Origin of the sequence: Streptomyces sp. NPDC085946 (genome assembly GCF_044540485.1) — a bacterium.
Lineage (GTDB): Bacteria > Actinomycetota > Actinomycetes > Streptomycetales > Streptomycetaceae > Streptomyces.
Map to the genome: position 1 here is coordinate 128,459 of NZ_JBITSF010000015.1, position 24,352 is coordinate 152,810.

Below are 24,352 nucleotides of genomic sequence, written 5' to 3' on the forward strand. Positions count from 1 at the left end.
GAGTGTCCCCTCGGAAGCGGGTGCACTGAGCACCCCTCAGGTCCAGGGTGTGCCGAGCGCCCTTCGGTCTCCGGCAGGGCAGCGTCCCTTGGCATCAAAGCGCGCTGAATGTCCCCCGGGACGCGCGCGTCACAGGCCCCGACCGGTGCTCGTGCGCGCTCGGCGTCCCTCGGCCTCCGGGCACGGGGCAGCGTCCTCGGGCCCCCGGCGCGCTTGGCGTCCGCCGGGACCCGGGCGAGGCAAGGGCTCCTCGGCCCCGGGCACGGCCAGCCCCCCTCGCCCCCGGGCGCGACAGCTCTCCGACGGCGGCTCGCCGCCGTCCCGGTCACCCGCCGGGCACGGGACCCGTGCTGTTCCGCACCACGAGGTGGGTGGCCAGTTCCATGCGCAGGGCGGCCGCGCCGGGGTGGCCCGGGCCCAGCAGCATCCGGGCCGCCTCCTCGGCCATCGTGCGCAGCGGTTGGTGGACGGTGGTGAGGGCCGGGCTCGACCACTGGGCGAGCGGGACGTCGTCGTACCCGACCACCGACAGGTCCTCCGGCACGCTCAGCCCGCACCGGCGGGCCGCCTCCAGCACGCCGAGCGCCTGCAGGTCGCTGCCGGCGAAGACGGCGGTCGGCCGGTCGGGGCTGCGCAGCAGGTCCATGGCGTGCGCGAAACCGCCCTGCACGTGGAAGTCGCCGAAGCGGACCAGGCGCGGGTCGACCTCCAGGCCCGCCATGGACATCGCCGAGCGGTAGCCGTCGAGGCGGGCGAGGGAGCACATCATGTCCTCGGGCCCGGTGATGATCGCGATGCGCTCGTGCCGGTGCTCGATGAGATGACGGGTGGCCGCCAGACCGCCGGACCAGTTGGCGGAGCCGACCGAGGGGACGTCCGGGTCCGGGTCGCCGGCCGGATCGACGATGACGAAGGGGATGGAGCGCAGCCGCAGCTGCTTCTTGACCTCCTCCGGCAGCGTGGAGAAGACCAGCACCACGCCCAGCGGGCGGCGCCGCAGCACCCCCTCGACCCAGTCGGGACCCGGGGCGTGGCGGGTGCCGCACTCGGTGAGCGCCACCGTCGCCCGGTGCTCCTTGGCGACGTTCTCCACGCCCCGGATGAGCTCCATCGCCCAGATGCTCTCCAGTTCGTGGAAGACCAGCTCGATCATCGGGGCGCGGGCCGTCGCCTTGGGCCGGCGGCGGTAGCCGTGCGCTTCGAGCAGCTGCTCGATCCGGGTGCGGGTCGCGCTGGAGATGTCCGAATGTGCGTTCAGGGCCTTCGAAACTGTCGACAGCGAGACACCTGCCTCCCTCGCCACTGCGGCCAGTGTGACCTTGCCGCCCACCTCGTCTTTTTCGCGCATGACCGAAGGATAGGGCACGGCCCTGGTAACGGTTTCGACGCATGCATGCACGACTGTTGACCCGAACCCGCGATTGATCCTACTGTCCGACGCGAGTTATTTCGGCGATGACGCCGAAACTTTCGAAAGGCGGGACGATGAAGACACGTGCGCGTTGGCCCAGACTGCTCGCCTGCGGAGCGACCCTCGCCCTGACGGTGAGCCTGTCGGCGTGCGGCGGGGGCGGCGGGGGCGGCTCGGCGGACGACGGGAAGATCCACATCCTCGTCTACGGGGATGCCAGCAACAAGGTCGAGAAGCAGATCGTCGAGACGTTCAACAAGACCTCGGACGTCAAGGCGGTGCTGGACACCATCCCCGGCGCCGACTACCAGCAGAAGCTCCAGACGATCATCAACACGCCGCAGGCCCCGGACGTGTTCTTCAACTGGGGCGGAGGAAGCATCAAGCCGTTCGTCAAGGCCGGCCTGCTCCAGCCCCTGGACGGCTTCATCAAGGACAACCCGGACCTGGAGAACAAGTTCCTGCCGTCCGTGTTCAACAGCGCGGTCGTCGACGGCAAGCCCTACGGCGTCCCGATGCGCGGCACCCAGCCGATCCTGCTCTTCCACAACAAGGAGGTGCTGGACAAGGCCGGTGTGAAGCCGCCGAAGACCTGGGACGACCTGCTCGACGTGGTCGGCAAGCTCAAGGCGGAAGGGGTCACCCCGATCTCCCTGGGCGGCGGCGACCGGTGGCCGACCCTGATGTGGCTGGAGTACGTCTACGACCGGGTCGCCGGGCCGGAGCTCTTCCAGAAGGCCCTGGAGGGCGACAAGGAGGCCTGGGAGAGCGCCGAGAGCAAGAAGGCGCTGGGGATGCTCCGCGAGCTCATCGACGCCGGCGCCTTCGGCACCAAGTTCGACTCGGTCAAGTACACCAACGGCGCCTCGCCCGCCCTGCTGGCCCGGGGCAAGGCCGGCTTCGAGCTGATGGGGTCCTGGTACTACGCCCAGCAGCAGGAGGACGCCAAGGAGTTCGCCGCCGAGGGCCTCGGCTACACCACCTTCCCCACCGTCGAAGGCGGCAAGGGCGACGCGGCCAACATCGTCGGCAACACCAACAACTTCTACTCGGTGCTGAAGAAGACCAAGCACCCGGAGGCCGTCGCGGAGTTCCTGAAGCTGATGTACTCCGACGAGTTCGTCAAGGCGCAGATGGCCATCGGCAACCTGCCGACCACCACCAACACGCCGCAGTTCCTCGACACCGCGGCCAGCCCCGAGTACTCCCGCTTCCAGTACGAGCTGGTGAAGAAGGCCCCGTCGTTCCAGCTGTCGTGGGACCAGGCGTACCCGCCCTCCGCCATCACCCCGATCCAGCAGGCCGTGCAGCAGTTCTTCAACGGACAGCTGGACGCGGACGGCTTCATCAAGGCCATGCAGGCCCTCCCGACCGAGTGAACCTCTCATGACCACGCAGATGACGCACTCCCCTCCCGTCGCCGGGCCGGCCGCCAGCAAGGCCCGGCGCGCGGAGAGGTCCCCCGTCGCCCGTGTGGGGCGCCCCGGCTTCGCCTGGGCGCTCCCCGCCACCCTCTTCTTCGCCGCCTTCGCCATCGCCCCGCTGATCATGGTGGCCGTCCTGTCCTTCATGAGCTGGAACGGCCTCGGCACCCCGCAGTTCGTGGGACTGGACAACTGGACGCGGGTCCTCGACGACCCCGTGATGCTCAAGAGCGTCTGGCTCACCCTGCTGCTCACCGCGCTCGGCGTGGTCATCCAGACGCCGCTGAGCATCGTGCTGGGCGTCTGGGCCGCCGGCCCGCAGCGCAACCGGGCCGTGCTGTCGGTGATCTACTTCATCCCGCTGCTGCTGTCCTCGACCGCCGTGTCGGTGCTGTGGCGGGCGCTGCTGGACCCCAACTTCGGCATCCCGGCGGAGGCCGCCTGGCTGTTCGGCGACGGCAACCTGTTCGGTGAGCAGGCCACGGCCATCGGGGTGCTGGCGTTCGTCAGCACCTGGCAGTTCACGCCGTTCCACACGCTCATCTACCAGGGCGCGGCCCGGGCGATCCCCCCGGTGCTGTACCAGGCGGCCGAGATCGACGGCGCGGGGCGCTACCGGCAGTTCTTCCACATCACCCTGCCGCAGCTGCGCACCTCGATCATCACCTCGATGATCCTCATGATCGTCGGCGGACTGACCATGTTCGAGACCGTCCTCATCCTCACCCAGGGCGGCCCCGGCACCGACACCACCATCAGCGCCTACTACATGTACGAAAAGGCCTTCAAGGGCTTCGACTTCGGTGCCGCGGCGGCCATCGCCCTGGTGCTCGTCGTCGCGGCCACGGTCATCTCACTGGTCGTCGTGAAGGTGTCCGGCTACGACAAGATGCGCGGCTCGGCGGAGGGTGTGTCATGAGGCGACGCCCCAACTACCTGGCCGGCGCGGGCTCGCTGCTCTGGCTGTTCCTGGTCGGCCTGCCGCTGTACGTCATGCTCGCGGCCACGGTGCGCTCCCGCTCCGACTACGCCGGGAACGGTCCGCTGTCGTTCCCGGAGACCTTCACCCTCGACCACTACACCGGGGCGTTCGACTCGGGGTTCGGGCAGTACTTCCTCAACACGCTCATCGTCACCGTGTGCGTGATCGGCCTGGTCCTGCTGCTCGTGCCCCCGCTCGCCTACGCGATCGTCCGCAGCACCAGCCGCGTCACGTCGCAGATCTTCCGGCTGTTCCTGCTGGGCCTGGCCATCCCCGCGCAGGCCGTGATCGTCCCGATGTTCTACCTGATCAGCGAGGCCGGCCTGTACGACAACCTCCTCGGTGTCATCCTGCCGACCGCCGCCTTCTGCCTGCCGATGTCGGCGCTGATCCTCAGCGGCGCGATGCGCGAGATCTCCCACGAGCTGTTCGAGGCCATGGCCATGGACGGCGCCACCCCGCGGCGGATGTTCTTCCAGCTGGTGCTGCCGCTGTCGCGGGGCGGGCTCTCCACGATCGTGGTGTTCTCCGCGCTGCAGGCCTGGAACGGCTTCCTGTTCCCGCTCGTGCTGACCCAGTCCGACTCCACCAAGGTGGTCACGCTGGGCCTCTACAACTTCCAAACCGAACACGGCATCGACATCCCGGGCCTGCTGGGAGCCGTGGTGCTCTCCATGGTGCCCATCCTGCTCGTCTATCTGTTCGCCCGCCGGGCCCTGGTCCGGGGACTCATGGGCGCCGGAGGAAAGTGACCGCCAACGTGGCCGTAGAGACCACCCCCGAAACACCCGTCTGGAACGATTCCGCCCACGACGTCGACACCCGCGTCACGGCCCTGATCGACGCCATGACCCTCCAGGAGAAGCTCGCCCAGCTGTACGGCGTCTGGGTCGGGGCCTCCGACGAGGGCGGCGAGGTCGCCCCCCACCAGCACGACATGGAGGAGGCCGTCGACCTGGAGGCGCTGCTGCCGGCCGGGCTGGGCCAGCTGACCCGCCCCTTCGGCACCGCCCCCGTCGACCCCGCGCTCGGCGCGCTGTCGCTGCTGCGCACGCAGCGGCGCATCACCGCCGCGAACCGGTTCGGCATCCCCGCGGTCGCCCACGAGGAGTGCCTGGCCGGCTTCGCGACCTGGGGCGCGACCGCCTATCCCGTCCCGCTGTCCTGGGGCGCCACCTTCGACCCGGACCTCGTCCGCCGCATGGCCGCCGCCATCGGCCGGGACATGAGGTCGGTCGGCGTGCACCAGGGCCTGGCACCCGTCCTCGACGTGGTGCGCGACGCCCGCTGGGGCCGGGTCGAGGAGACCATCGGCGAGGACCCCTACCTCGTCGGCAGCATCGGCGCGGCCTACGTGCGGGGGCTGGAGTCCGCCGGCGTCGTCGCCACCCTCAAGCACTTCGCCGGCTACTCGGCCTCCCGGGCCGGACGCAACCTCGCCCCGGTGGGCATGGGGCCGCGCGAGCGGGCCGACGTCCTGCTGCCGCCCTTTGAGATGGCCGTCCGCGAGGGCGGCGCCCGCTCGGTCATGCACGCCTACACCGACACCGACGGCGTCCCGTCGGCCGCCGACGAGGAACTGCTCACCGGGCTGCTGCGCGACACCTGGGGCTTCGACGGCACGGTCGTGGCCGACTACTTCGGCATCGCCTTCCTGCGCACCCTGCACGGCGTCGCGGGCGACTGGGCCGGTGCCGCGGGCGCCGCGCTGCGCGCCGGCGTCGACGTGGAACTGCCCACCGTGAAGACCTTCGGGGCGCCCCTGGCCGAGGCCGTCGCCGACGGCCGGGTGCCGGAGGCCGTCGTCGACCGCGCCCTGCGCCGGGTCCTGACCCAGAAGGCCCGTCTCGGCCTGCTCGACGCGGACTTCGACCCGGTGCCGGCCGCGCTCGCCGGCGCCGACCTCGACGACCCGGAGGCCCTGCGCGGCTCGGTCGACCTCGACAGCCCCGCGAACCGGGAGCTCGCCCGCGCGATCGCCGAGGAAGCGGTCGTGCTGCTCTCCAACGACGGCACGCTGCCCCTGGACCGGCCGCGCCGCATCGCGCTGGTCGGCCCCAACGCCGACGTGCCCACCGCCGTGCTGGGCTGCTACTCCTTCCCGCTGCACGTCGGCGTCCACCACCCCGGGGTCCCCGACGGCATCGACCTGCCCACCCTGCGCGAGGCCGTGGCCCGGGAGTTCCCCGACGCCGAGGTGACGGTGGCGCGGGGCACCGGTGTCGACGACGGCGACGTCTCCGGCATCGCCGAGGCCGTGGCCGCGGCCCGCGACGCCGACGTGGTCCTCGCCGTCCTCGGCGACCGCGCCGGGCTCTTCGGGCGCGGCACCAGCGGCGAGGGCTGCGACGTGGAGTCGCTCGCCCTGCCCGGGGCCCAGCAGCGGCTGCTGGACGAGCTGCTGGACGCCGGCACCCCGGTGGTGACGGTGCTGCTCGCCGGCCGGCCCTACGCCCTCGGCCGCGGCGTCGAGGAGAGCGCGGCGATCGTGCAGTCCTTCTTCCCGGGCGTCGAGGGCACCACCGCCCTCGCCGGGGTGCTCAGCGGCCGCACCAACCCCTCCGGACGGCTGCCCGTCAGCGTGCCGAAGGGCCCGGGGTCCCAGCCGTCGACGTACCTCGGGGCGCGGCTGGCGCAGGCCAGCGAGGTCTCCAGCATCGACCCGACCGCCGCGTTCGGCTTCGGGCACGGGCTGTCGTACACCTCCTTCGCCTGGGACGACCTGGCCGTCGAGGAGGCGGAGGCCGGTACGGACGGCGAGTTCGCGCTCGCCTTCACCGTCCGCAACACGGGGGAGCGGCCCGGCACCGAGGTCGTGCAGCTGTACCTGCACGACCCGGTCGCCACGGTCGTCCAGCCGGTGCAGCGCCTCGTCGGCTACACCCGGGTGCCGCTGGCGCCCGGCGAGGCGCGGCGGCTGCGCGTCACCGTGCCGGCCGACCTCGCCTCCTTCACCGGCCGCGACGGGCGGCGCGTGGTCGAGCCCGGCGCCCTGGAACTGCGGCTGGCCGCCTCCAGCACCGACGCCCGGCTGACGGCGACGGTGACCCTGACCGGGCCCGAGCGGCACGTGGACCACACCCGGCGGTTCCACGCGGTCTTCCACCCGGTGCCGTGACGCACCGCGAGGCCCGGCGGGCAGGGTGCCGGGCCTCGCGGCGGCCGGTCGGCGCAGGCCGGTGAGGACGGGCGTCCGCCGGTCCCGCCACTGCGCCAGGTCCCCCTGCTTTCGGCTGGGGACCCGGAAGACGCCGGGGTCGTCGCCGGTCCGCAGCAGGAACCCGCGGATGTTCTGCCGCAGCGGCGTGCGCCACTCGGCGCGCGCGGCGCAGTGGGTGCCGTCCTGGACGTCGGACCAGCAGGAGATGCTGCCGCCCGCGCCGAGCGCCTCGCAGACCTCGGCGCCGCCCAGGGCCGCGACGCCGCCGGAGCGCGCGCCCAGCCGGTCCACGCGCGGGTTCTCCATGAGGAACAGCCCGCGCGGCGCGATCATCGCGAGGGTCTCGTGGGTGTCCACCGGCAGGGCGGCCGGGTTGCCGGTGGAGGAGCCGAACGCGTCGCCCGGCCAGGGCTGTTCACCGTAGGCGCTGCTCAGCGGCTGGGCACCGCTCTCCTGGGCGACGGCCCGGAAGGCAGGGGCGAGGGGGCGGCCGACCTCCTCGACGAGGAGTACCGGCCGAAGCCGGCGTACCGGGCGCTCCAGGCGCGGCCGGCGGGCCGGGCGCGGCTCTCGGACGCCGGGTGGTTCCCCGCCCGCTCGCCGCTGACCTGTGCGAACGCCGGGGGCGGCGTCCGGCGCTGAGTTGCGGCGGTGCGGGCGGGGCCGTCTCCTGAGAGGTGGAGCCCATCGTGGTGGTGGCACAGGGGAGGCGTATGACCGTCCGTGATGACCGGTTCCGCGCCGGGCCGGCGGACTGGGGCCAGCCGGCCGAACTCGTGCTGGACGGCGCGGGGACGGTGCTCGCCTGCACCCAGCCCGCGCTGGAACTCCTGGGCGGCCCGGCCCAGGAGGTGATCGGGTGCGATCTGACGGCCATGTTCAGCGAGCCGTCCGCGTGGGCCGACCTGCTGGAGGGCGCCGGCCGGACGCGGTGCAGCGGCGGGCGCGCCGAGCTGCGCAGGCCGGGCGGCGGCCGCGTGCACGTGGACGTGAACCTGTCGGCGCTCGCCGAGGGCAGCGAGGCACGCCTCCTGGTCCGGCTGGTCCCCGCGCCGGGATCCGAGCTGGAGGACGCCTTCGGCATGCGGGTGACGCTGGCCGGCGGCGGCCTGGTGGTGACCGACCCGCGGGTGCAGCAGCGGCTCGACCTGCTGCACGCCGCGGCCGTGCGGATCGGCGTCTCCCTGGACCTGGCGCGCAACGCCTGGGAACTCGTCGACCTGCTGGTGCCGGTCTTCGCCGACCTGGGAGCGGTCGACCTCACCGAGGCCGCCCTCGACGGGCAGGAGCTCGGCGAGTACGCCCCGGGCACACCGATGCGGCGCGTCGCCGTCGCCGCCGCGGCCGGCCCGTGGCCCGCGGACATCCACGGCCTGGGCGAGAGAGTCGTCCTCGGCGAGGTCGAGGCCGAGCACCTGCGGCGGGGCACCGCCGGAGTCATACCGGACCTCGGCCGGCTGCGCCGGGACCTGGCCGGCGATCCGCGGCGCCGCCGGCTGATCCTGCCCCCGGGCGCCACGTCCCTGCTGGTCTTCCCGCTCCAGGCCCGAGGGACCGTGCTGGGCGCCGTCGTGCTGTGGCGGTGCGCCGAGCGGATCCCGTTCGACCAGGCCGACGCCGCCCTCACCGACCTGCTCGGCTCCCGGCTGGCCCTCGGCCTGGACAACGCGCGCCGCTTCACCAGCGAACGGCGCACCGCCGAGGCGCTCCAGCGCAGCCTGCTGCCCCCCGCGACGGTGCGCCTGGCCGCCGCGGAGACCTCGGGAACGTACGCCCCGGCGAGCACCGCGGCCGGGATCGGCGGCAGCTGGTACGACGTGATCCGGCTGTCCGGGGCCCGCGCGGCCTTCGTGGCCGGAAAGGTCGCCGGTCACGGGGTGAACGCCGCCGGCGCGATGGGCCGGCTCCGCTCCGCCGTCCAGACCCTGGCCGACCTCGACCCGCCGCCCGAGGAACTGCTCGGCCACCTCGACGACCTGGTCAGCCGCATCACCGAGGACGAACCGGCGCGGCCCGCCTCGGCCGCCGGCTCACTGCGCGACGCCACCTGCCTGTACGTCACCTACGACCCGGTCACCTGCCGGTGCCTGGTCGCCAGCGCGGGGCACCCGCCGCCCGTCCTGGTCCGCGCCGAGCAGGGCACCGCCGAGGAGGTGGAGCTCAGGGCGGGACCGCCGCTCGGCAGCGGCGCGGAGCCCTTCGACCCGGTCGAACTGCACCTGCGGCCGGGCGACGTGCTTGCCCTGCACAGCGGCCCGCCCGGCCGCGGCGGTCCGGACACCGAACCGGACCTGCGGCACGTGCTCGCCGCCGCCCGGGCCGCCGCGGGCGACCGGCTGCCGCTCACCGAGATCTCCGACCGCGTCCTGGCGAGACTGCGCCAGGAGCCCCGCGGGGAGGACATCGCCGTCCTCCTGGCCCGCGTCGGCCGGGTGTCCCCCGAGGACACGGCGTTCTGGCAACTGCCCGCCGACCCCGCCATGGTCGCCCACGCCCGCGGCCTCGCCGCCACGCAACTGGCCCGCTGGGGCCTGGAGGAGCTGGGCTTCACCACCGAACTCCTCGTCAGCGAGCTGGTCACCAACGCCGTCCGCTACGCCGGAGGCCCCATCGGCCTGCGCCTGACCCGGCAGGACCGGCTCATCTGCGAGGTGTCCGACCCCAGCCAGTCCCAGCCCCACCTGCGCCGCGCCCGCCTCTCCGAGGAGGGCGGCCGGGGCCTGTTCCTCATCGCCCAGCTGGCCCACCGGTGGGGGAGCCGGTACACCCACGACGGCAAGACGATCTGGACGGAGCAGCTGCTCGACGCGTGAGAGCGGCCGGACACGCCTCCGCGGCGGTGGCTAGACTCTCCCCGGTCTTCGAATGCGCGTTCACTCGCGGAAGCGCCGAACCTCCCCCCCTGCAAGGAGTTCACCCACGGTGTCACGGGAATATCGGGCCGCCGCTCCCGAGGACGGCCGCGCCGGTCTGCGGGCCGACTGCGCGCGGTGCTTCGGACTGTGCTGTGTGGCGCTCCCCTTCACCGCCTCGGCGGACTTCGCCGTCGACAAGGCCGCCGGGCGGCCGTGCGCCAACCTCCGGCAGGACTTCCGCTGCGGCATCCACGCACGCCTGCGCGAGACGGGCTTCCCCGGCTGCACCGTCTTCGACTGCTTCGGCGCCGGCCAGCAGGTCTCCCAGGTCACCTTCGGCGGCCGCGACTGGCGCACCGCGCCCGGCACCGCACAGCAGATGTTCGACGTGTTCGGCGTCATGCGCCAGCTGCACGAACTGCTCTGGTACGTCACCGAGGCGCTCGCGCTGCCGCCGGCCCGGCCGCTGCGCGGGGAACTGGCCGAGGCGCGGGACACCGTCGGCCGCCTCACGCACGCCGGCCCCGCCGAACTCGCCGAGCTCGACGTGGCGGCGCTGCGCGGCGCGGTCAACCCCCTGCTGCTGCGGACCAGCGAGCTGGTGCGGGCCCAGGCCCCCGGCCGCCGGGCCGACCACCGGGGGGCCGACCTCATGGGCGCCCGCCTGCGCGGCGCCGATCTGCGCGGCGCCGACCTGCGGGGCGCGTACCTCATCGCCGCTGACCTCCGCGGGGCCGACCTCAGGACAGCCGACGTCATCGGGGCGGACTTCCGGGACGCCGACCTGAGCGGCGCCGACCTCACCGGCTGCCTCTTCCTCACCCAGGCCCAGGTGAACGCGGCCGGCGGCGACGCCGCCACCAAACTGCCCCCGGGGTTCGCCCGGCCCGCCCACTGGCTCGCCGGCCGGTCCCTGCCGGACACCGGCCGGCCGGCCGGGAAGGAGAACCGCGCGCCGAAGGGCGGCGCCCGCCGGCGCGGCGCGGGATCCGGCCGGGCGCGCGGCACCCGCGGCTCCCGGGGCGGGCGGGCCTAGCAGGACTTCGGCAGGTGCCTCGCCGGCCCTCCCGCCCGGGCGGCCCTCCCCGGGGGTGCGCGGCCGCCGCGAGGCTCACCCTCCCGGCGTGCACCGGCGGCCCGGCACGCCGGCCGGACGGGGGCAGAAGAGGACCCGGGCCGCGGTGGGGGCCGCCGCGGCGTCCGGATCTCCCTCGAACACCGGCTCACCCAGGGGCGGACGCCCCGGCAGGTGACGGGCGGACACGAGGGCGTCGGCCCACGGCGTGACCACCGGGGACCGGTGCCGATGCGGTACCGGCCGCCGATCGGACCCGAGGGGTCCAGGAGGCAGGGCGGGCCCGTCCAGCCGAGCGCCGGGTCCAGCAGGACCCGGCGCATGATCTCGCGGTCGTGCGCGTCCAGGACCGGCTCGGTACCGGTGGCGTCGCTGATGTCGATGCGGTGCGTCCAGGTGTCGCGGGCGAGCAGCACGCTGTTCATGTACTCCAGGGAGTCCTCGGGCAGTGCCCGGGCCTCGGGAAAGACCATGCTCGTGCGGATCCGCCGCCGCACCGGAGCCGGCACGCGGGCCAACGACCGGGCCCCCTTCGGGGCGATGCGGGCGAACCCCCGGACCGGCCGCTCTCCCGGTACGCCGCCGCGATCCTCGACCTGGCTCGCGTTGTGGCCGTCGGGCGCGCCCCTCCCGGGACGGGTACGCCGGGCCCGCCTGACCCGCATGACCATGAGCCAGGGCCTGGGCAGTTCCTCGAACCGGCCCACCTCGTGGGCGACCGTGTCCCGGACGGTCCGTCCGGTGCACGCGGTCGGCCTCGACCACGCCGCGGCGTCCAGCGAGCCCAGCATCGCGAGCGAGGCGCGGATCCCGGCCCCGTTGAGCGCGCGCGCCCGGGCCGGAGGAGTCCGGGGCATGTCCCGCGCGGAGACACGCGGCCCGGCCGTGCGGCACCTCCTCGGCCCCTGGAGCGGGGCTACCTCCCAAGAAGCCGCGCACCGGAAGCCCGGAGGACCCGGAAGGCCCGGAAGGATCTCCTCCCGGGCCCGTCCGTGCGTCCGGGTGCCCGACAGCCGCGGGCGGGGCCGGGGAAGGTGCGCCGGGCCGGCACGACAGCGGCGAACACCCGACCGTTCGGTAATGTGTTCGCTCGGGGAGGGGTCGAACGGCCGCTGCCAGGCGGCACCGGCGGTGACCGCGACGGACACGTCCCACGACCAGGGACGTCGGCGCGGTTCCGGCCCCCGGCCCCGGACGACGGATCACGAGACGGACGGGGGAACACGGGTGACGACCGCTCATGTCCTCTCCGGGGCGGGGAGCAGCCCGCCGCCGGAAGGCGACACGGTCATCGACGTGCGGGACCTGCGGATGCGCTACCGCAGCCAAGAGGTGCTGACGGGGGTGGACTTCACCGCCCGGCGAGGCGAAGTGGTCGTACTGCTCGGGCCGAACGGCGCGGGCAAGACGACCACCATCGAGGTCCTGGAGGGCTTCCGGATGCGCTCGGCCGGTGACGTGACCGTCCTCGGCACCGATCCGGCCCGCGGGGACGAGCGGTGGCGCGCGCGCCTGGGCATCGTGCTGCAGTCCTGGCGCGACCACGGCAAGTGGCGGGTGCGGGAACTGCTGGCCCATCTCGGGTCCTACTACGCGCCCTACTCCACCCCCCTGGTGCGGCGGCCGCGGGACGTCGACGAACTCATCGCCGCCGTGGGGCTGACCGGGCAGGCGCACAAACGGGTGGGCACCCTGTCCGGCGGGCAGCGCAGACGGTTCGACGTGGCCGTCGGCATCGTCGGCAGACCCGAGCTGCTGTTCCTGGACGAGCCGACGGCCGGTCTGGACCCGGAGGCCAGACAGGAGTTCCACGGCCTGGTCCGCGGACTCGCCGACGAGAACACCACCGTGCTGATGACCACGCACGACCTTGCCGAGGCGGAGCGGCTCGCCGACCGGATCCTCGTCCTCGCCGGTGGCCGGATCGTGGCCGACGGCACGGCCGAGGAACTGTCGCGGCGGGCGTCGGCCGAGGCCACGGTGCGCTGGACGCGGGACGGGCGGTCCTTCGAGCGGCGGACGGCCGAGCCGACCCGGTTCGTCCGCCGGCTGTTCGAGGAGCACGGCGAGGCCATCGGCGGACTGGAGGTGCGCCGGGCGAGCCTGGAGGACACCTATCTGACGATGGTGCGGGAGCTGGAGACGGGGAGTGTCCCCGGCGAACGGGCGGCGCACGCCTTCGGGGAGGGAGCGCGATGAGTCCGGTGGCGTACGCGGTGCGCGTGGGAGTGCGGCGCGGCTGGACGGAACTCCGGCAGACCTTCACCTCCGGCCAGGACGTGTTCGGATACGCGCTTTGGACGGTCCTGCTCATGGTTCCGCTGTTCCTCGCCGGGGACGAACCGCTGAAGGGCGCGGGCATCTCGGCCGGCGCCTTCATGCTGCCGAGCATGGTGGGGATGACGCTCGCGTTCACCGGGGTCATGACCACGGCACAACTGCTCGCGACCGAGCGCGAGGACGGCACGCTGCTGCGGGCCAAGGCCCTGCCGCACGGCATGGTCGGCCACCTGGTCGGCAAGATCGTCATGGTGTCGGGTACGGCCCTCGTCTCCATGGCGCTGCCGTTCGCCGCCGGCGTGTTCCTGGTCGACGGCGTCGCCCGGCAGGGCGGCGGAGCGCTGCTGACGCTGGTGTGGGTGGTGCCGCTGGGGCTCCTGGCCACCCTGCCGGCGGGTGCCGTCATCGGCTCGCTCGTCGACAGTCCGCGCACCGTCGGGCTGCTGATGCTTCCGGTCATGGGACTCGTCGTCGTCTCCGGGATCTACTTCCCCCTGTCGGAACTGCCCGGGTGGCTGCAGACCGTCGGACAGCTCTTCCCGGTGTACTGGCTCGGCCTCGGTCTCAGGGCCGCGCTGCTGCCGGCCGACGCGGTCGCCGCCGAGGTCGGCGACTCCTGGCGGCACCTGGAGACAGCGGGCGTGCTGGGTGCCTGGGCGGTCGTCGGGCTGCTGCTCGCACCGTCCGTCCTGCGCAGGATGGCCCGCCGCGAGTCCGGGGCCGCGATGGCGGAACGGCGCCGGAAGGCGATGCAGCGGGTCGGCTAGCCGCCGCCGTCGGAGCCGTCGGTCCTGTCGCCGGAAGGCCGCGGCCCGGGCGTGCCCCCGCTCGGCGTGACGTGCCGGGTCCGTCGGACGTGTCGTTCCCGGGCGTGGGGGGGGGGGGGGGGGGCGCGGGGGGGGGGGGCCCCCGCCCCCGCGGCCCCCCCCCCCCCACGTCAGGCGGGGGCGCCCCGTGGGCGCCCCCGCGGAGCGGACCTCGCCCGTGCACCTGTGCGGCACCCGGGAGGCGCCGGCCACCGTGCGCGGCGGACGGGTCCCCGGGCGCGTCAGTCGCCTCCTCCTCCGCCCCCGCCGCAGGACGAGCCGCCCCCGCAGGACCAGCCGCCCCCGCACGCGTGGCCGCCGCCGTCACCTCCTCCCCGCCGGCGCCCCCGCGACGGCCTGCCCTTGCCGCGCACCGCCGCGGCGAACACCGCGACCAGCACGATGCCCACGATCACCGGGATCTCCATGGTCCGCTCCCCGTCGTCCCGCACTCCGTCGTCGTCGGGGCGGGAGGGATGCCCCGGCCGGTCACGGGGCCAAGCGTCTTTTGAGCGACTCCAGAGCTTCGGCCGCGCGGTGACCGCTCAGCGGACCGGCCGCCACCGCGGGGCCCCGTCGTCGGGGACGTCCGGGGAGGCGAAGTGGAACGGCACCCCGAGGCGGGCGGCCAGGGCCCGGCCCGCCCCGGCCGCGGCGGCGCCCGGCCCGGGCCCGCCGGGGCGCCGGCGGACGGTCGCCAGGCGGCCTTCCCCGACGGGGTCCTCCAGCACCGCGACCAGTTCCACGAACCAGCCGTGGACGGTGTCGCCGTCCCAGAGCGCCTCGACGGCGGCCACCCGGCCGGGCAGCGCCGCGGCGCGGGCCGCGAGGGAGGCGGTGTCCAGCGGGTCGGGCGGCCGGCGCCGCACGCGGTCGCCCAGCGTCCCGTAGCGGGCGTGCACCACCTCCTCCGCCTCGCGCAGACCGAGACCCAGGGGGCGCAGCGCCTCCCACACCGTCCTGACCGCCGGCAGGAGGCGGTCGTGCACCACGTGGTCGTCGACCTCCCGGCGGGTCGCCTCCGTCAGGCAGGGCCACCAGCCGCTCACGGGCCCACCGGGCGGGATCGCGTCGCGCACGTCACGGGCCGACCGTACGCCAGGACCCGTGGCGGCCGCGCATCGGGCTTGTCCGCGGCTCCCGCACGGCCCTACGGTGCCGCGGTGGATCTCTTCTCGCGCTCCTGGACCGCGCTGCGCACGGCGGTCGACGACCTGACCGACGAGGACTGGGAACGGCCCTCGGGCTGCACCGGCTGGCTGGTGCGGGACCTGGTGTGCCACCTGGTCATCGACGCCCAGGACGTCCTGATCACGCTGGTCACCCCCGCCGAGGCCGAACCGACGGTGGACGCCGTCACCTACTGGAGGCTCGTCGACCCCCCGACCGGCGAGGACCCGCTCGACGCCCTGATCCCCCGGCTGGCCGCCGCGTACGGCGAACCGCGGTGGCTGAAGTTCCACTTCGACGACGTGGGCTCCGCCGCCGGGCGCGCCGCCCGCCTGGCCGACCCGGACGTCCGCGTCGCCACCCGCGACGAGGTGCTGACGGCCGGCGACTACCTGTCCGCGTACGTCATGGAGTGGACGCTGCACCACCTCGACCTGATCGCCCACCTGCCCTCGGCCGCGGGCCCGCCCGCCGAGACCCTCGCGGCCGCCCGCACGACGCTGGAGACGATCGCCGGGGCACCGTTCCCGGAGGCGTTCCCCGACCGGGACGCACTGCTCGTCGGCACCGGCCGGCGCGCCCCGACGGCCGCCGAGACCGCCGCGCTGGGCGGCCTGGCCGCGCGGCTTCCGTTCGTGCTGGGCTGAGCGCCGGCCCCGGGCCGGGAGGACCGCCGACCTCTGGATCGGCTCAAGCGGCTCGCGCCGTCTCCCGGGCACGTGATCCACTCCGCTGCGGCGGCACCGTCCGTGGTGCCGCTGTCGGGGTGTCGAAGCCGGGGGGTTCCGTCCGGAGGAAGAACAAGCTGATCGCGTCCGCCGTCGCGGGCGCGGTCGTCGCCATGGCCACGGGGGCCGTGGTGCAGGACCGGGCGGAGGCGGCGGAGCGGGAGGAGCTGCGGCGCGCGGCCCAGCGGGTGGTCCAGCGGGAAGCCGACGCGCCCGGCGCGCCGTGGCGGCAGGACCGGCCGCCCGCCGGCCGGACGTGGAGCGAGGCGCGGGCCGAGGCCGTCCTGTCGCACGTCACCGTGGAGGACGGACGGGCCCGCGTCGACGTCGACGCGGTGACGACCCCCTACACGGTCGGACCCACCGGAGCCGACCCCCGGCCGGGCGTGCCCTGCCTCGCGTCCCGCGTGTTCCTGTTCGCCCCGGCGAGCGACGGGTGGCGGCTCGTCGAGGACCTGACCCGGGAGGAATTCGCCGGGTGACGCCGGGCTCACCCGGCGTCCGGGTCCCGGCTCGCGGGCAGCGCCACCTCGCCGATCTCCTCCAGCAGCGGCATGAGCGAGCCGACCGCGTCGAGCATCTTCTGGAGGGCCGTGTCGAACGCGCGCGCCCGTTCCGCGTCGGACCGGTACCCGCCGCTGCCGGGCGTCATCGCCTCGCGGCACGTCCGGCCGTGGCGGGAGACCGCCGACAGGGACGCGGACCACCTCTTCTGGAGGTCCCGGTCGGGAACGGGGAAGTAGGCCAAGGCGTCGGTGGCCCGCTCGGCCAGCGTGCCGCAGACGCGGCGGAACCTGCCCTCGTCCAGCCTGACCCTGCCGTCCTCGCCGGGCCGCTGCTCTCCCGCGGCGGTGAGCGCGTCACCGAGGTCGCCGGCCGCCTCGCCGATCGCCCGGGAGTGTTCGAGGCCGCCGTGCCCGAGCCACGCCAGCGCCTGCCACACGCGGATCTTCTCCGACCGGGCCCTCGGCGCGGCGTCGACGAGGTCGGTGACCGGATCGCCGGGGGCGTCCGACGCGCTCACCTTCCCGGCCGGCGACGACGGGGCGTCACCGGTACGGGCGGTCACGAAGAGCAGCAGCGTGGGAACGGCCAGGGCGAGGACGGCGCCCGCGGGTGCCGGTCTCCGCCACCGGGAGCCGGCCGCCGGCACCGGCGCGGGCGCCGGATCCCCGGGCCGTGCGGCGCGTCCGCGTCCCGGCCGCCGCACCGCCCATCCCACGGCCGCACCGCCCACCGCCGCGCACGCGCCGAGGAACACGGCGGGGGCCAGGGTGTTCCCGGCGACCAGGGTGACGAGGACCCGGCCGGACGAGGGCACCCAGTGGCACCGGTCCGCGAAGACGCGGAACGGGCCGAGGCAGCCGTCGGCCGAGAACAGCACGAACACGGCCGCGTGAGCGAGGAGCTGGGTGGCCGCCACGGCCAGCAGGGCGCGCGGCAGCCACAGCCGGCGGGACACCGCGGCGACCACCGCCGCGGTGAGCACACAGGCGGCGAGGACAGCGGCGATGACCAGCCACGCGTGGACGAAGCCGTACGGCCCGGAGCGTTCCGCCCAGGTGGCCGGGCGGCGCCCGTGCTGGACCCGGTACACCGCCAGCAGCATCGCCCAGCACAGCAGTCCGCCCGCCGCGCCCGCCGCGAGCGTCCTGCCGAGCCGCAGCCCGGACGCGCCGGCCGTCGACGCCCGCAGCACCAGGGGGAGGAGCCACAGGGCGAGCGCGGCGCCCGGCAGCAGGACGCCGGTGTCCAGCGCCGTGAGGGTCGGCAGGGACTCGGTGATGGCCGTCAGTTCGCGGGCGTAGGGCCCCCATGCGCCCGGGCTCGCCTGCCGGACCAGGTCGCGGAACTGCTCGGCCCGGCTGTACACGCCCATCGACTGGTAGGCGCCGGTCGTATACCACCAGTACAGCCCGCCCCACAGCACCACCGCGGTGACCAGCAGGTTCAGCAGCCCGGCCGCGTGCCGCGGCCCTCTGCCCGCCAGGCCGAGCGCCAGGTACGCGCACTGCGCCGACCATGCCGCCGCGACCGCGGCGGTGAGGAGGAGCCCGAGCAGGAACTGCGGTTCGGGACCGAGCCAGTCGGTGCCGCGGTTGCCGCGCACCACCTCGCCCAGGACCAGACCGCAGCCCAGCCACCCGCCCGCGCGCAGCCCCGACAGCGTCTGCCCGCGGGTCCGCGCGGTCGCCGCCGAACGGGCCAGCGAGACGTACAGCACCGGTGCGAGGAACGCCGTCGCGAGCCAGGCGCCGCCCTCGCTCGTCGACAACCGGGGCACCACCTCGCCGACGGTGTTGACGAGCAGCGTGCCGCTCACTCCGACGAGCAGCAGGGCCGGCGCGCCCGCACCGGGCAGCCGTCCCGGCTCGGCCAGCGCGCGCTGCCGCTCGGCCCAGCTCGGATGCGTCCGCAGCAGCGCGGTCACCCGGCGGACCGAGGTGGTCACCGCGCCGTCGGGATCCCGGTGCGCCCACGCCGAGGGCAGCGCGCCGCAGCTCACGGCCCGGGCGTCGGCGTGCAGTTCGCGGCGGCGCAGCAGATCGGCGCGGGCCAGGTGCACCAGGCACACCAGCAGCAGGCCCGTCAGGACCGAGAAGGTGATCCGGGAGGCCGCGCCGGGCCAGAACGGCGAGTCGGTCCGGCCGGTCAGGCCCGACAGGAGCAGCCCGCCCTCGTGCCAGAGGTACGGCAGCAGCGCCAGCACCACGAAGACCCGCCACAGGGCCGTACTGGCGGAGGCGTACACCACGTCGCGGTTGCGGACGTGGGCGAGCTCGTGCAGGACGACGGCGCGGAACCCTTCCGGATCGGTGGTCCGCCGCACCAGCAGCCCCGCGTGCAGGCACACGGTGTACGCGCCGGGCCGCCCGTACACCACCGCCCCGGAGGTCGTCCGCGCCGGGTCCACGCGGAAGCGCACCCCCGAGGTGACACCGGCGCGCCCGCACAGCTCCCGCAGCGCCGCGGCCAGGGAACCGTCGGCGTCCAGGTCCTCGCTCGGCACGGTCGGCCGCCACCGCTCGCGCAGGCGCGGCTGCCACCGGAAGACGAGGGCCGCGACCGCCAGCAGGACGGCCGTCGCCACCATGCCCTTCCCGTACTGCACCGCCGGCACCCCGGACATGCACGCCGCCAGCGCGTCCGGGCTGCGCAGGTTGATCAGCAGGTTGTCCAGGTTCCGCCCGTCGGGATCCATCCCGGCCGCGAGCAGACAGCCCAGCGCGTCACCCGGGGTGTCGTCGGGCTCCGGAGCCAGCACCGTGTTCAGCATGCTCACGCTGGACGCGGTGAGGACGGTCATCAGCAGGACGAAGCGCGGGCCGGTGTCGGCCAGTCCGTGGCCGCCCGGGACGGCGTCGTGCCCGGCCGGCGCCGACCGGGACGCCGTCACGAACCCGCCCCGGGAGCCGTGGGATCGTCACCCCCCGGACCGGAGGGACCGGCGCCGCCGGTCCCGGAATCCGCCGTGGCGAGCCGCGCCACGACGGCGTCCGCGAGAGCCCGGGCCTCCGCGGCGTCGATACCGCGCTCGGCCGCGCGCTCGAGGATCTGGGTCCGCACGGCGGCCAGCTCGGCACGGTCCAGCTCCGGCAGGACCCGCGGCGGTTCGGCGGGGCCGCGGCGCAGCAGCCGGCGCAGTCCGCCCCGGCCCCGCTCCACCAGTCCGTCGACCGCAGAGTCGGCCGCGCGCCGGGCCGCCTGGTCCAGCACCAGCCACAGCACGGCGGTGACCAGCCCGGTGACCTCCACCAGCCCGAATCCGAGGGGTTCCCTGCGCTCGCCCCGCCCGGCGAGGATCCGGACGGCCCGCTCGTCGTCCATCGGCCACAGCGCGTCGAGAAGCGGCAGTTCGTGCGCCGCCCGTTCCGCCACCACCTCCCGTACGACATGACGCACACTCGTCGGACCCGTCGGCACGGTCACCGTGAACTCCCTTGGGCGCAGCGGACGTTGTCCGTCCATGCGATCACACCGGCCCCGCCGCCCGCCACGTGATTGCCCGTCGGCGACCGGAACGGCGGATCTCTTTCGCTCCCGGGGCGCGACCGGCCCCGGGCGGTGCCCAGGGCGGTGCCCAGGGCGGCGTTCGGAGCGGGGTTCCGGGCGGACGCCCGCCGCCTCACAGCGCCCGCGCGACCAGCAGCGCCACGTCGTCGTGGTCGTCGGGGTGGCGCAGGCCGTACAGGAGGAGGTCGCAGGTCTCCTCCAGGGGCCGCTGGGGCTCGTCCAGGAAGCCGAGGAGGACGTCGAGGCGGTCGTCGATGGGGTGCTGGCGGGTCTCGACGAGGCCGTCGGTGTAGAGGACCAGCAGGTCGCCCGGGCCGAGTTCGACCGTGGTGGTCCCGAACGGGATGCCGCCGACCCCGAGCGGCGCGCCGGGGGGCAGGGTCAGCAGCGAGGGGGCCCGGCCGGCGCGAACCAGCGCGGGCGGCATGTGCCCGGCGTTGGCGATGCGGCACTGCCGGGTGCCGGGGTCGAACACGGCGTACAGGCACGTGACGATGTAGTGCTCCAGATCGCAGGTGATCTTGTCGAGGTGCTGGAGGACCGCGCCCGGGTCGAGGTCCAGGTCGGCGTAGGCGCAGGTGGCGGTGCGCAGCCGGCCCATGGTGGCGGCGGCGTCGATGCCGTTGCCCATGACGTCGCCGACGACCAGGGCGGTCTTGTCGTCGACGAGCGGGATGACGTCGTACCAGTCGCCGCCGACCTCGCTGGTGGCCTGGGCGGGCTGGTAGCGGGAGGCGAGTTCCAGACCGGTGTGGTGCGGCGGGTGGTCGGGCAGCAGGCTGCGCTGGAGGGTCAGGGCGGTGTTGCGCACGCTCTGGAACCAGCGGGCGTTGTCGATGGCGACCGCGGCCCGGCTGGCCAGCTCGCCGGCCAGGACGACGTCGTCCTCGTCGAACGGCTGCGGGTTGCGGGTGCGTTTGAGGTCCAGCGCGCCCAGCACCTCGCCGTGGGCGATCAGCGGCACGGCGAGGTAGGAGTGCACGCCGGCGCGGGCCAGCAGCGCGCTGCCCTCGGCGTCGCGGGCGATGCGCGGGAGGTCCCGTTCGCCGACGTGCCGCACCAGGACCGGCCGGCCGGTGTGGACGCACAGGGTGACGAAGCGGTCGCCGTCGTAGGAGGCCAGGTCGCCGGGCGGGTCGGCGGCGCGCACCGCCACGGTGGGGTGGGCCGCCTTCAGGGCGAGGGCGCGGAACAGCTCGGGGCCGTTGTCCGGTCTGCGCATGCGGCGGCAGGCCAGGGCGGAGTCGAGGACGTCCACCGCGACCACGTCGGCCAGTTCGGGGCTGGCGATGTCGGCCAGTTCGCGGGCGGTGCGCTCCACCTCCAGACTGGTGCCGACGCGGGTGGAGGCGTCGGCGATCAGGGCCAGGCGCCGCCGGGCCCGGTCCGCCTCGGCCGCGGCACGGTGCCGCTCGGTGACGTCGACGACCGACAGCGCCGCACCGAGCACCCGCCCGCCGGGGTCCTCCAGGCGGTAGAACGACAGGGACCAGGCGTGCTCGTGCTCGGGGTCGGTCGGGGGGCGGCCCACGTGGTACTGGTCGAGCAGCGGCGTGCCGGTGGCGAACACCTGGCGCAGCGCGGACTCGATGGTGTCGACGTCCGGGAAGGACAAGGTGTCCCGCAGGTGCCGGCCGATGTGGTCCGCGGCGGGGATGCCGTCGATCCGCTCCAGCGCCGGGTTGACCAGCAGGTACCGCAGGTCGGGGTCGAGGAGGGCCAGGCCGATCGGGGACTGGTTGATCAGCCGCTCGCACAGCGCCAGGTCGGTCTCGACGCGCTGCAGGAGGCTGTGGTCGGCCGCGATGCCCAGCGCGTAGACGTCCCCGAGGTCGTCCAGCAGCCGCATGTTGCGGAACTCCATGAGGCGGCTGCTGCCGTCCTTGTGCCGGACGGGGAAGGCACCGGCCCAGCTCCGGCCGGTCTCCAGCACCTCCGTGAACAGTTTGACGACCGCCTGCAGGTGCTCGGGGTGGATGATGAGCCGCGCCGCGTACTTGCCGAGCACCTCGTCCGCGGTGAAGCCGAAGAGCTCCTCGGCCTGCGGGGTCCAGAACACGATGCGGCCCTCGGTGTCGAGGACCAGCGCGGCCACGCTCAGCACGTCCAGCAGGCTGGTGGTCCGGGGAGCCCCGGTGCCGTACTGGTCGCCGTCGGGCTGGAAGGATTCGGTCGTCATCCTGACCCTCCTGTACCGGCCGGCGGGACGCGCCGGCCCGTGCCGGCGCCGCCGCACCTGGCGGTGACCACCGGCCCTTCCATGCTCCCTCCGGTCCCGCGCCTTGCCCAGTCCTGACGGGTCCCTGCCGAACCGGGCACGGGGAGCCCGCCGGGACGCCCGTCCCGCGGCGGACGGCCGTACGCGCTCACCGGCCGTCCGGACTCCACCCCGGCCTGCGCCGCGGCGGTCCGGCGAGGATCAGCGGCTCGACGGCCGCGTAGCGCTCGCGTTCGCGCCGGGCGCCCCGGCGGCCGCCCAGGACGGTGCCCAGCCAGCCGAAGGCGAAGCCCAGCGGCACCGACACCAGGGCGGTCGTCGTGAACGGGAACCAGGTGAAGTCGGCCTCCGGGAAGGCCGACGTCGGTGACCCGGAGACCAGCCGGGTGCCCGACATCAGGACCAATGTGGCGGCCGAACCGCCCACCAGGGTGCACAGCAGGCCCGCGCGGCTGAAGCGCCGCCAGAAGAGCGAGTAGACCAGGGCGGGTGCGATGGCCGACGCGCCCAGGCAGAAGGACAGCGTCGCGAGCGGCTGGAGGCTGCGGTGCTGGGCGAGGGCGGCCAGCAGGACCACCGGCACCCCGACGACCAGCGCGCAGACCCGCGCCAGGGTCATCTCCCGCAGCGGTGTCATGCCCGTGCGGCGGGACGCCGCCACGTCGTGGGCCAGCGAGTTGGCGCAGGCCAGGGTCATGCCGGCGACGGACGCGAGGAGCGTGAGGAAGATCGCCGCGGTGACCGTGCTGAACAGCAGGCTCTCCCCGCGCGACACCTCCGCGCCGAACGCGGCCCGGGCGCCCAGCAGGTACGCCGTGCTGCCGCGCGGATCGGCGGCGGTGATGTGCTGCCGGCCGACGAGCGCCGTGGCGCCGAGGGCGATGACGGTGATCACCAGCATGAACAGGGCCACCGACGACACCGCCCAGGACATGGTGCGCCGGACCTGGCGGGCGCTGCCCGCCGTGTACATCCGCATGGTGACGTGCGGCAGACAGGCGCCGCCCAGCACGATCGCGACCTGCGTGCTGATCATGTCCGGCCCCGGATGCGGCCCGTCCGCGAACTGCAGCCCGTACCGCAGGAACGCCTCGCCGGCTCCGCTGCGCCGCGCGGCCGTGCCGACCAGCGCGCCGGGGTGCCAGCCGAAGGCGTGCAGGACGAGCACCGCGACGACCAGCCCGGAGCCCAGCAGGATCACCGTCTTGAGGATCTGGATCAGCGCGGTGCCCTTCATCCCGCCCAGCGCCGCGTAACTGATCATGAGGGTGCCCGCGCCGACGATGCAGCCGGTCTTCATGGCGCTGTCGGAGAAGCCCAGGATGAACGCCAGGAGCTGTCCCACGCCCGCCAGCTGCACGATCATCATCGGCACCAGCGAGAGCACCGTCACCGCGCAGGCGGTCACGCGCACCGCCCGGCCGGGCATGCGCCGCCCCAGCGCGTCGCCCATGGTGAACCGCCCGGTGTTGTGCAGGGGTTCGGCCAGCAGGAACATCAGCAGCAGCAGGGACAGCAGCGTGCTGAGCGCGAGGACGACGCCGTCGTAGCCGCACAGCGCGATCACGCCGCCGATGGTGAGCACGGTCGCGGCCGAGACGTAGTCGCCGGCGACGGCCAGGCCGTTGCGCAGCGGGGACAGCGAGCGGTAGCCGGTGTAGAACTCCTCCAGGTCGTCGCGGTCGGGCCCGGTCACCACGCACAGCAGCAGCGTGACGGTGACGACACTGCAGAACGCGACGAGGGACCAGGACTGCGCGGAGCCGCCGAAGTCCGTCATCCCCGGGGTCCTCCGTCGCCGCCGGCGGGACGCGCGTACCGGCCGACCCTGCGGGCGAGGGGGTCGACGTACCGGCTCGCGGCGCACTCGAAGAGGATCACGGCCAGCCAGGTGACGGGGATCTGGACCACGGCGAGCAGCAGGCCCGTGGGGAGGCCGCCGGGGGCGGGGCGGGACATCAGGGCGGGGGCCCGGACGGTGAGCGCCAGGAAGACGGCGAAGTACCCGAGGGCGGCGAGGGCGGCCACCCGCCGCTGCCAGCGGCAGGCGCGCCGCAGGACCCGCAGGGCGCGGTGGTACCCGGAGCACGAATGCGGCCGGGCCCCGTTGCCCGGCTGCCCGCCGGCCGGTGGCGGGGGCACCGGCGGGTGGGCGGCGGGGAAGGGGGCCCGGCCGTTTCGCTGCCGGACCGGGTGTAACTCCGAGTTGTCGTGGGACATACCGAGTCT

The 24,352-nt window shown here is 74.8% G+C and carries 18 protein-coding genes and 2 pseudogenes; 10 read left to right on the forward strand and 10 right to left on the reverse strand.

What is annotated here, in order from left to right:
• Positions 1 to 325: 325 nt before the first annotated feature.
• A complete protein-coding gene (locus tag ACIF8T_RS27000) occupies positions 326 to 1,348 on the reverse strand; it encodes a LacI family DNA-binding transcriptional regulator (RefSeq protein WP_400038695.1) in 1,023 nt (340 codons plus the stop codon).
• 137 nt (positions 1,349 to 1,485) lie between these two features.
• Here ACIF8T_RS27000 and ACIF8T_RS27005 point away from each other — a divergent pair, with 137 nt between their 5' ends.
• The 4 genes from ACIF8T_RS27005 to ACIF8T_RS27020 are packed head-to-tail and all read left to right on the forward strand — an operon-like array spanning position 1,486 to position 6,935.
• On the forward strand, positions 1,486 to 2,790 hold the full coding sequence (locus ACIF8T_RS27005) for an ABC transporter substrate-binding protein (protein ID WP_400038696.1): 1,305 nt from the start codon (positions 1,486 to 1,488) through the stop codon (positions 2,788 to 2,790).
• Between the two features lie 7 nt (positions 2,791 to 2,797).
• Positions 2,798 to 3,754, forward strand: a complete 957-nt coding sequence (locus ACIF8T_RS27010; protein ID WP_400038697.1) for a carbohydrate ABC transporter permease — start codon at positions 2,798 to 2,800, stop codon at positions 3,752 to 3,754.
• On the forward strand, positions 3,751 to 4,569 hold the full coding sequence (locus tag ACIF8T_RS27015; RefSeq protein WP_400038698.1) for a carbohydrate ABC transporter permease: 819 nt from the start codon (positions 3,751 to 3,753) through the stop codon (positions 4,567 to 4,569). Before ACIF8T_RS27010 ends, ACIF8T_RS27015 begins: the two co-directional genes overlap by 4 nt.
• Positions 4,566 to 6,935 carry a beta-glucosidase gene (locus ACIF8T_RS27020; RefSeq protein WP_400038699.1) on the forward strand — a complete coding sequence of 790 codons (2,370 nt, stop codon included), beginning with the start codon at positions 4,566 to 4,568 and terminating at the stop codon, positions 6,933 to 6,935. The genes ACIF8T_RS27015 and ACIF8T_RS27020 overlap by 4 nt, the downstream gene beginning before the upstream one ends.
• 321 nt (positions 6,936 to 7,256) lie before the next feature.
• On the opposite strand, the pseudogene ACIF8T_RS27025 reads toward ACIF8T_RS27020, so the two are convergent.
• A pseudogene (locus ACIF8T_RS27025) lies at positions 7,257 to 7,679 on the reverse strand (hypothetical protein); the annotation flags it as partial.
• 11 nt (positions 7,680 to 7,690) lie between these two features.
• Here ACIF8T_RS27025 and ACIF8T_RS27030 point away from each other — a divergent pair.
• Together ACIF8T_RS27030 and ACIF8T_RS27035 are read left to right on the forward strand one after the other, a co-directional pair.
• Positions 7,691 to 9,790 (forward strand): SpoIIE family protein phosphatase, encoded by a 2,100-nt coding sequence (locus tag ACIF8T_RS27030; protein WP_400038700.1) that lies wholly within the window; start codon positions 7,691 to 7,693, stop codon positions 9,788 to 9,790.
• 52 nt (positions 9,791 to 9,842) lie between these two features.
• Positions 9,843 to 10,730 (forward strand): annotated as a pseudogene (locus ACIF8T_RS27035) (pentapeptide repeat-containing protein); the annotation flags it as partial.
• Between the two features lie 134 nt (positions 10,731 to 10,864).
• On the opposite strand, the gene ACIF8T_RS27040 reads toward ACIF8T_RS27035, so the two are convergent.
• Positions 10,865 to 11,764 carry a maleylpyruvate isomerase N-terminal domain-containing protein gene (locus ACIF8T_RS27040; RefSeq protein ID WP_400038701.1) on the reverse strand — a complete coding sequence of 300 codons (900 nt, stop codon included), beginning with the start codon at positions 11,762 to 11,764 and terminating at the stop codon, positions 10,865 to 10,867.
• 454 nt (positions 11,765 to 12,218) lie between these two features.
• Between ACIF8T_RS27040 and ACIF8T_RS27045 the strand changes: the two genes are divergently transcribed.
• Both ACIF8T_RS27045 and ACIF8T_RS27050 read left to right on the forward strand, forming a co-directional pair.
• Positions 12,219 to 13,106, forward strand: coding sequence for an ABC transporter ATP-binding protein (locus ACIF8T_RS27045; RefSeq protein ID WP_400038785.1), 888 nt, complete (start codon positions 12,219 to 12,221; stop codon positions 13,104 to 13,106).
• Positions 13,103 to 13,954, forward strand: coding sequence for an ABC transporter permease (locus ACIF8T_RS27050; RefSeq protein WP_400038702.1), 852 nt, complete (start codon positions 13,103 to 13,105; stop codon positions 13,952 to 13,954). The genes ACIF8T_RS27045 and ACIF8T_RS27050 overlap by 4 nt, the downstream gene beginning before the upstream one ends.
• 281 nt (positions 13,955 to 14,235) lie before the next feature.
• Here ACIF8T_RS27050 and ACIF8T_RS27055 read toward each other — a convergent pair whose 3' ends face one another.
• Together ACIF8T_RS27055 and ACIF8T_RS27060 are read right to left on the reverse strand one after the other, a co-directional pair.
• Positions 14,236 to 14,421, reverse strand: a complete 186-nt coding sequence (locus ACIF8T_RS27055) for a hypothetical protein (protein WP_400038703.1) — start codon at positions 14,419 to 14,421, stop codon at positions 14,236 to 14,238.
• 117 nt (positions 14,422 to 14,538) lie between these two features.
• Positions 14,539 to 15,042, reverse strand: coding sequence for a hypothetical protein (locus tag ACIF8T_RS27060; protein WP_400038704.1), 504 nt, complete (start codon positions 15,040 to 15,042; stop codon positions 14,539 to 14,541).
• A 114-nt stretch (positions 15,043 to 15,156) separates the two neighbouring features.
• Between ACIF8T_RS27060 and ACIF8T_RS27065 the strand changes: the two genes are divergently transcribed.
• Together ACIF8T_RS27065 and ACIF8T_RS27070 are read left to right on the forward strand one after the other, a co-directional pair.
• A complete protein-coding gene (locus tag ACIF8T_RS27065; protein ID WP_400038705.1) occupies positions 15,157 to 15,810 on the forward strand; it encodes a maleylpyruvate isomerase N-terminal domain-containing protein in 654 nt (217 codons plus the stop codon).
• A 119-nt stretch (positions 15,811 to 15,929) separates the two neighbouring features.
• Positions 15,930 to 16,373: a hypothetical protein gene (locus ACIF8T_RS27070; protein WP_400038706.1), complete on the forward strand. Its 444-nt coding sequence runs from the start codon at positions 15,930 to 15,932 to the stop codon at positions 16,371 to 16,373.
• An 8-nt stretch (positions 16,374 to 16,381) separates the two neighbouring features.
• Here ACIF8T_RS27070 and ACIF8T_RS27075 read toward each other — a convergent pair whose 3' ends face one another.
• From ACIF8T_RS27075 to ACIF8T_RS27095, 5 genes are all read right to left on the reverse strand, one after another.
• Positions 16,382 to 19,288 (reverse strand): M48 family metalloprotease, encoded by a 2,907-nt coding sequence (locus ACIF8T_RS27075; protein WP_400038707.1) that lies wholly within the window; start codon positions 19,286 to 19,288, stop codon positions 16,382 to 16,384.
• Positions 19,285 to 19,860: a hypothetical protein gene (locus ACIF8T_RS27080; RefSeq protein WP_400038708.1), complete on the reverse strand. Its 576-nt coding sequence runs from the start codon at positions 19,858 to 19,860 to the stop codon at positions 19,285 to 19,287. The genes ACIF8T_RS27075 and ACIF8T_RS27080 overlap by 4 nt, the downstream gene beginning before the upstream one ends.
• A 157-nt stretch (positions 19,861 to 20,017) precedes the next feature.
• Complete coding sequence (locus tag ACIF8T_RS27085; RefSeq protein WP_400038709.1) at positions 20,018 to 22,084, reverse strand: SpoIIE family protein phosphatase; 2,067 nt, start codon at positions 22,082 to 22,084, stop codon at positions 20,018 to 20,020.
• Positions 22,085 to 22,271: 187 nt separating this feature from the next.
• Positions 22,272 to 23,903: a cation acetate symporter gene (locus ACIF8T_RS27090; RefSeq protein WP_400038710.1), complete on the reverse strand. Its 1,632-nt coding sequence runs from the start codon at positions 23,901 to 23,903 to the stop codon at positions 22,272 to 22,274.
• A complete protein-coding gene (locus tag ACIF8T_RS27095) occupies positions 23,900 to 24,343 on the reverse strand; it encodes a DUF485 domain-containing protein (protein ID WP_400038711.1) in 444 nt (147 codons plus the stop codon). Before ACIF8T_RS27095 ends, ACIF8T_RS27090 begins: the two co-directional genes overlap by 4 nt.
• Between the last annotated feature and the right edge of the window lie 9 nt (positions 24,344 to 24,352).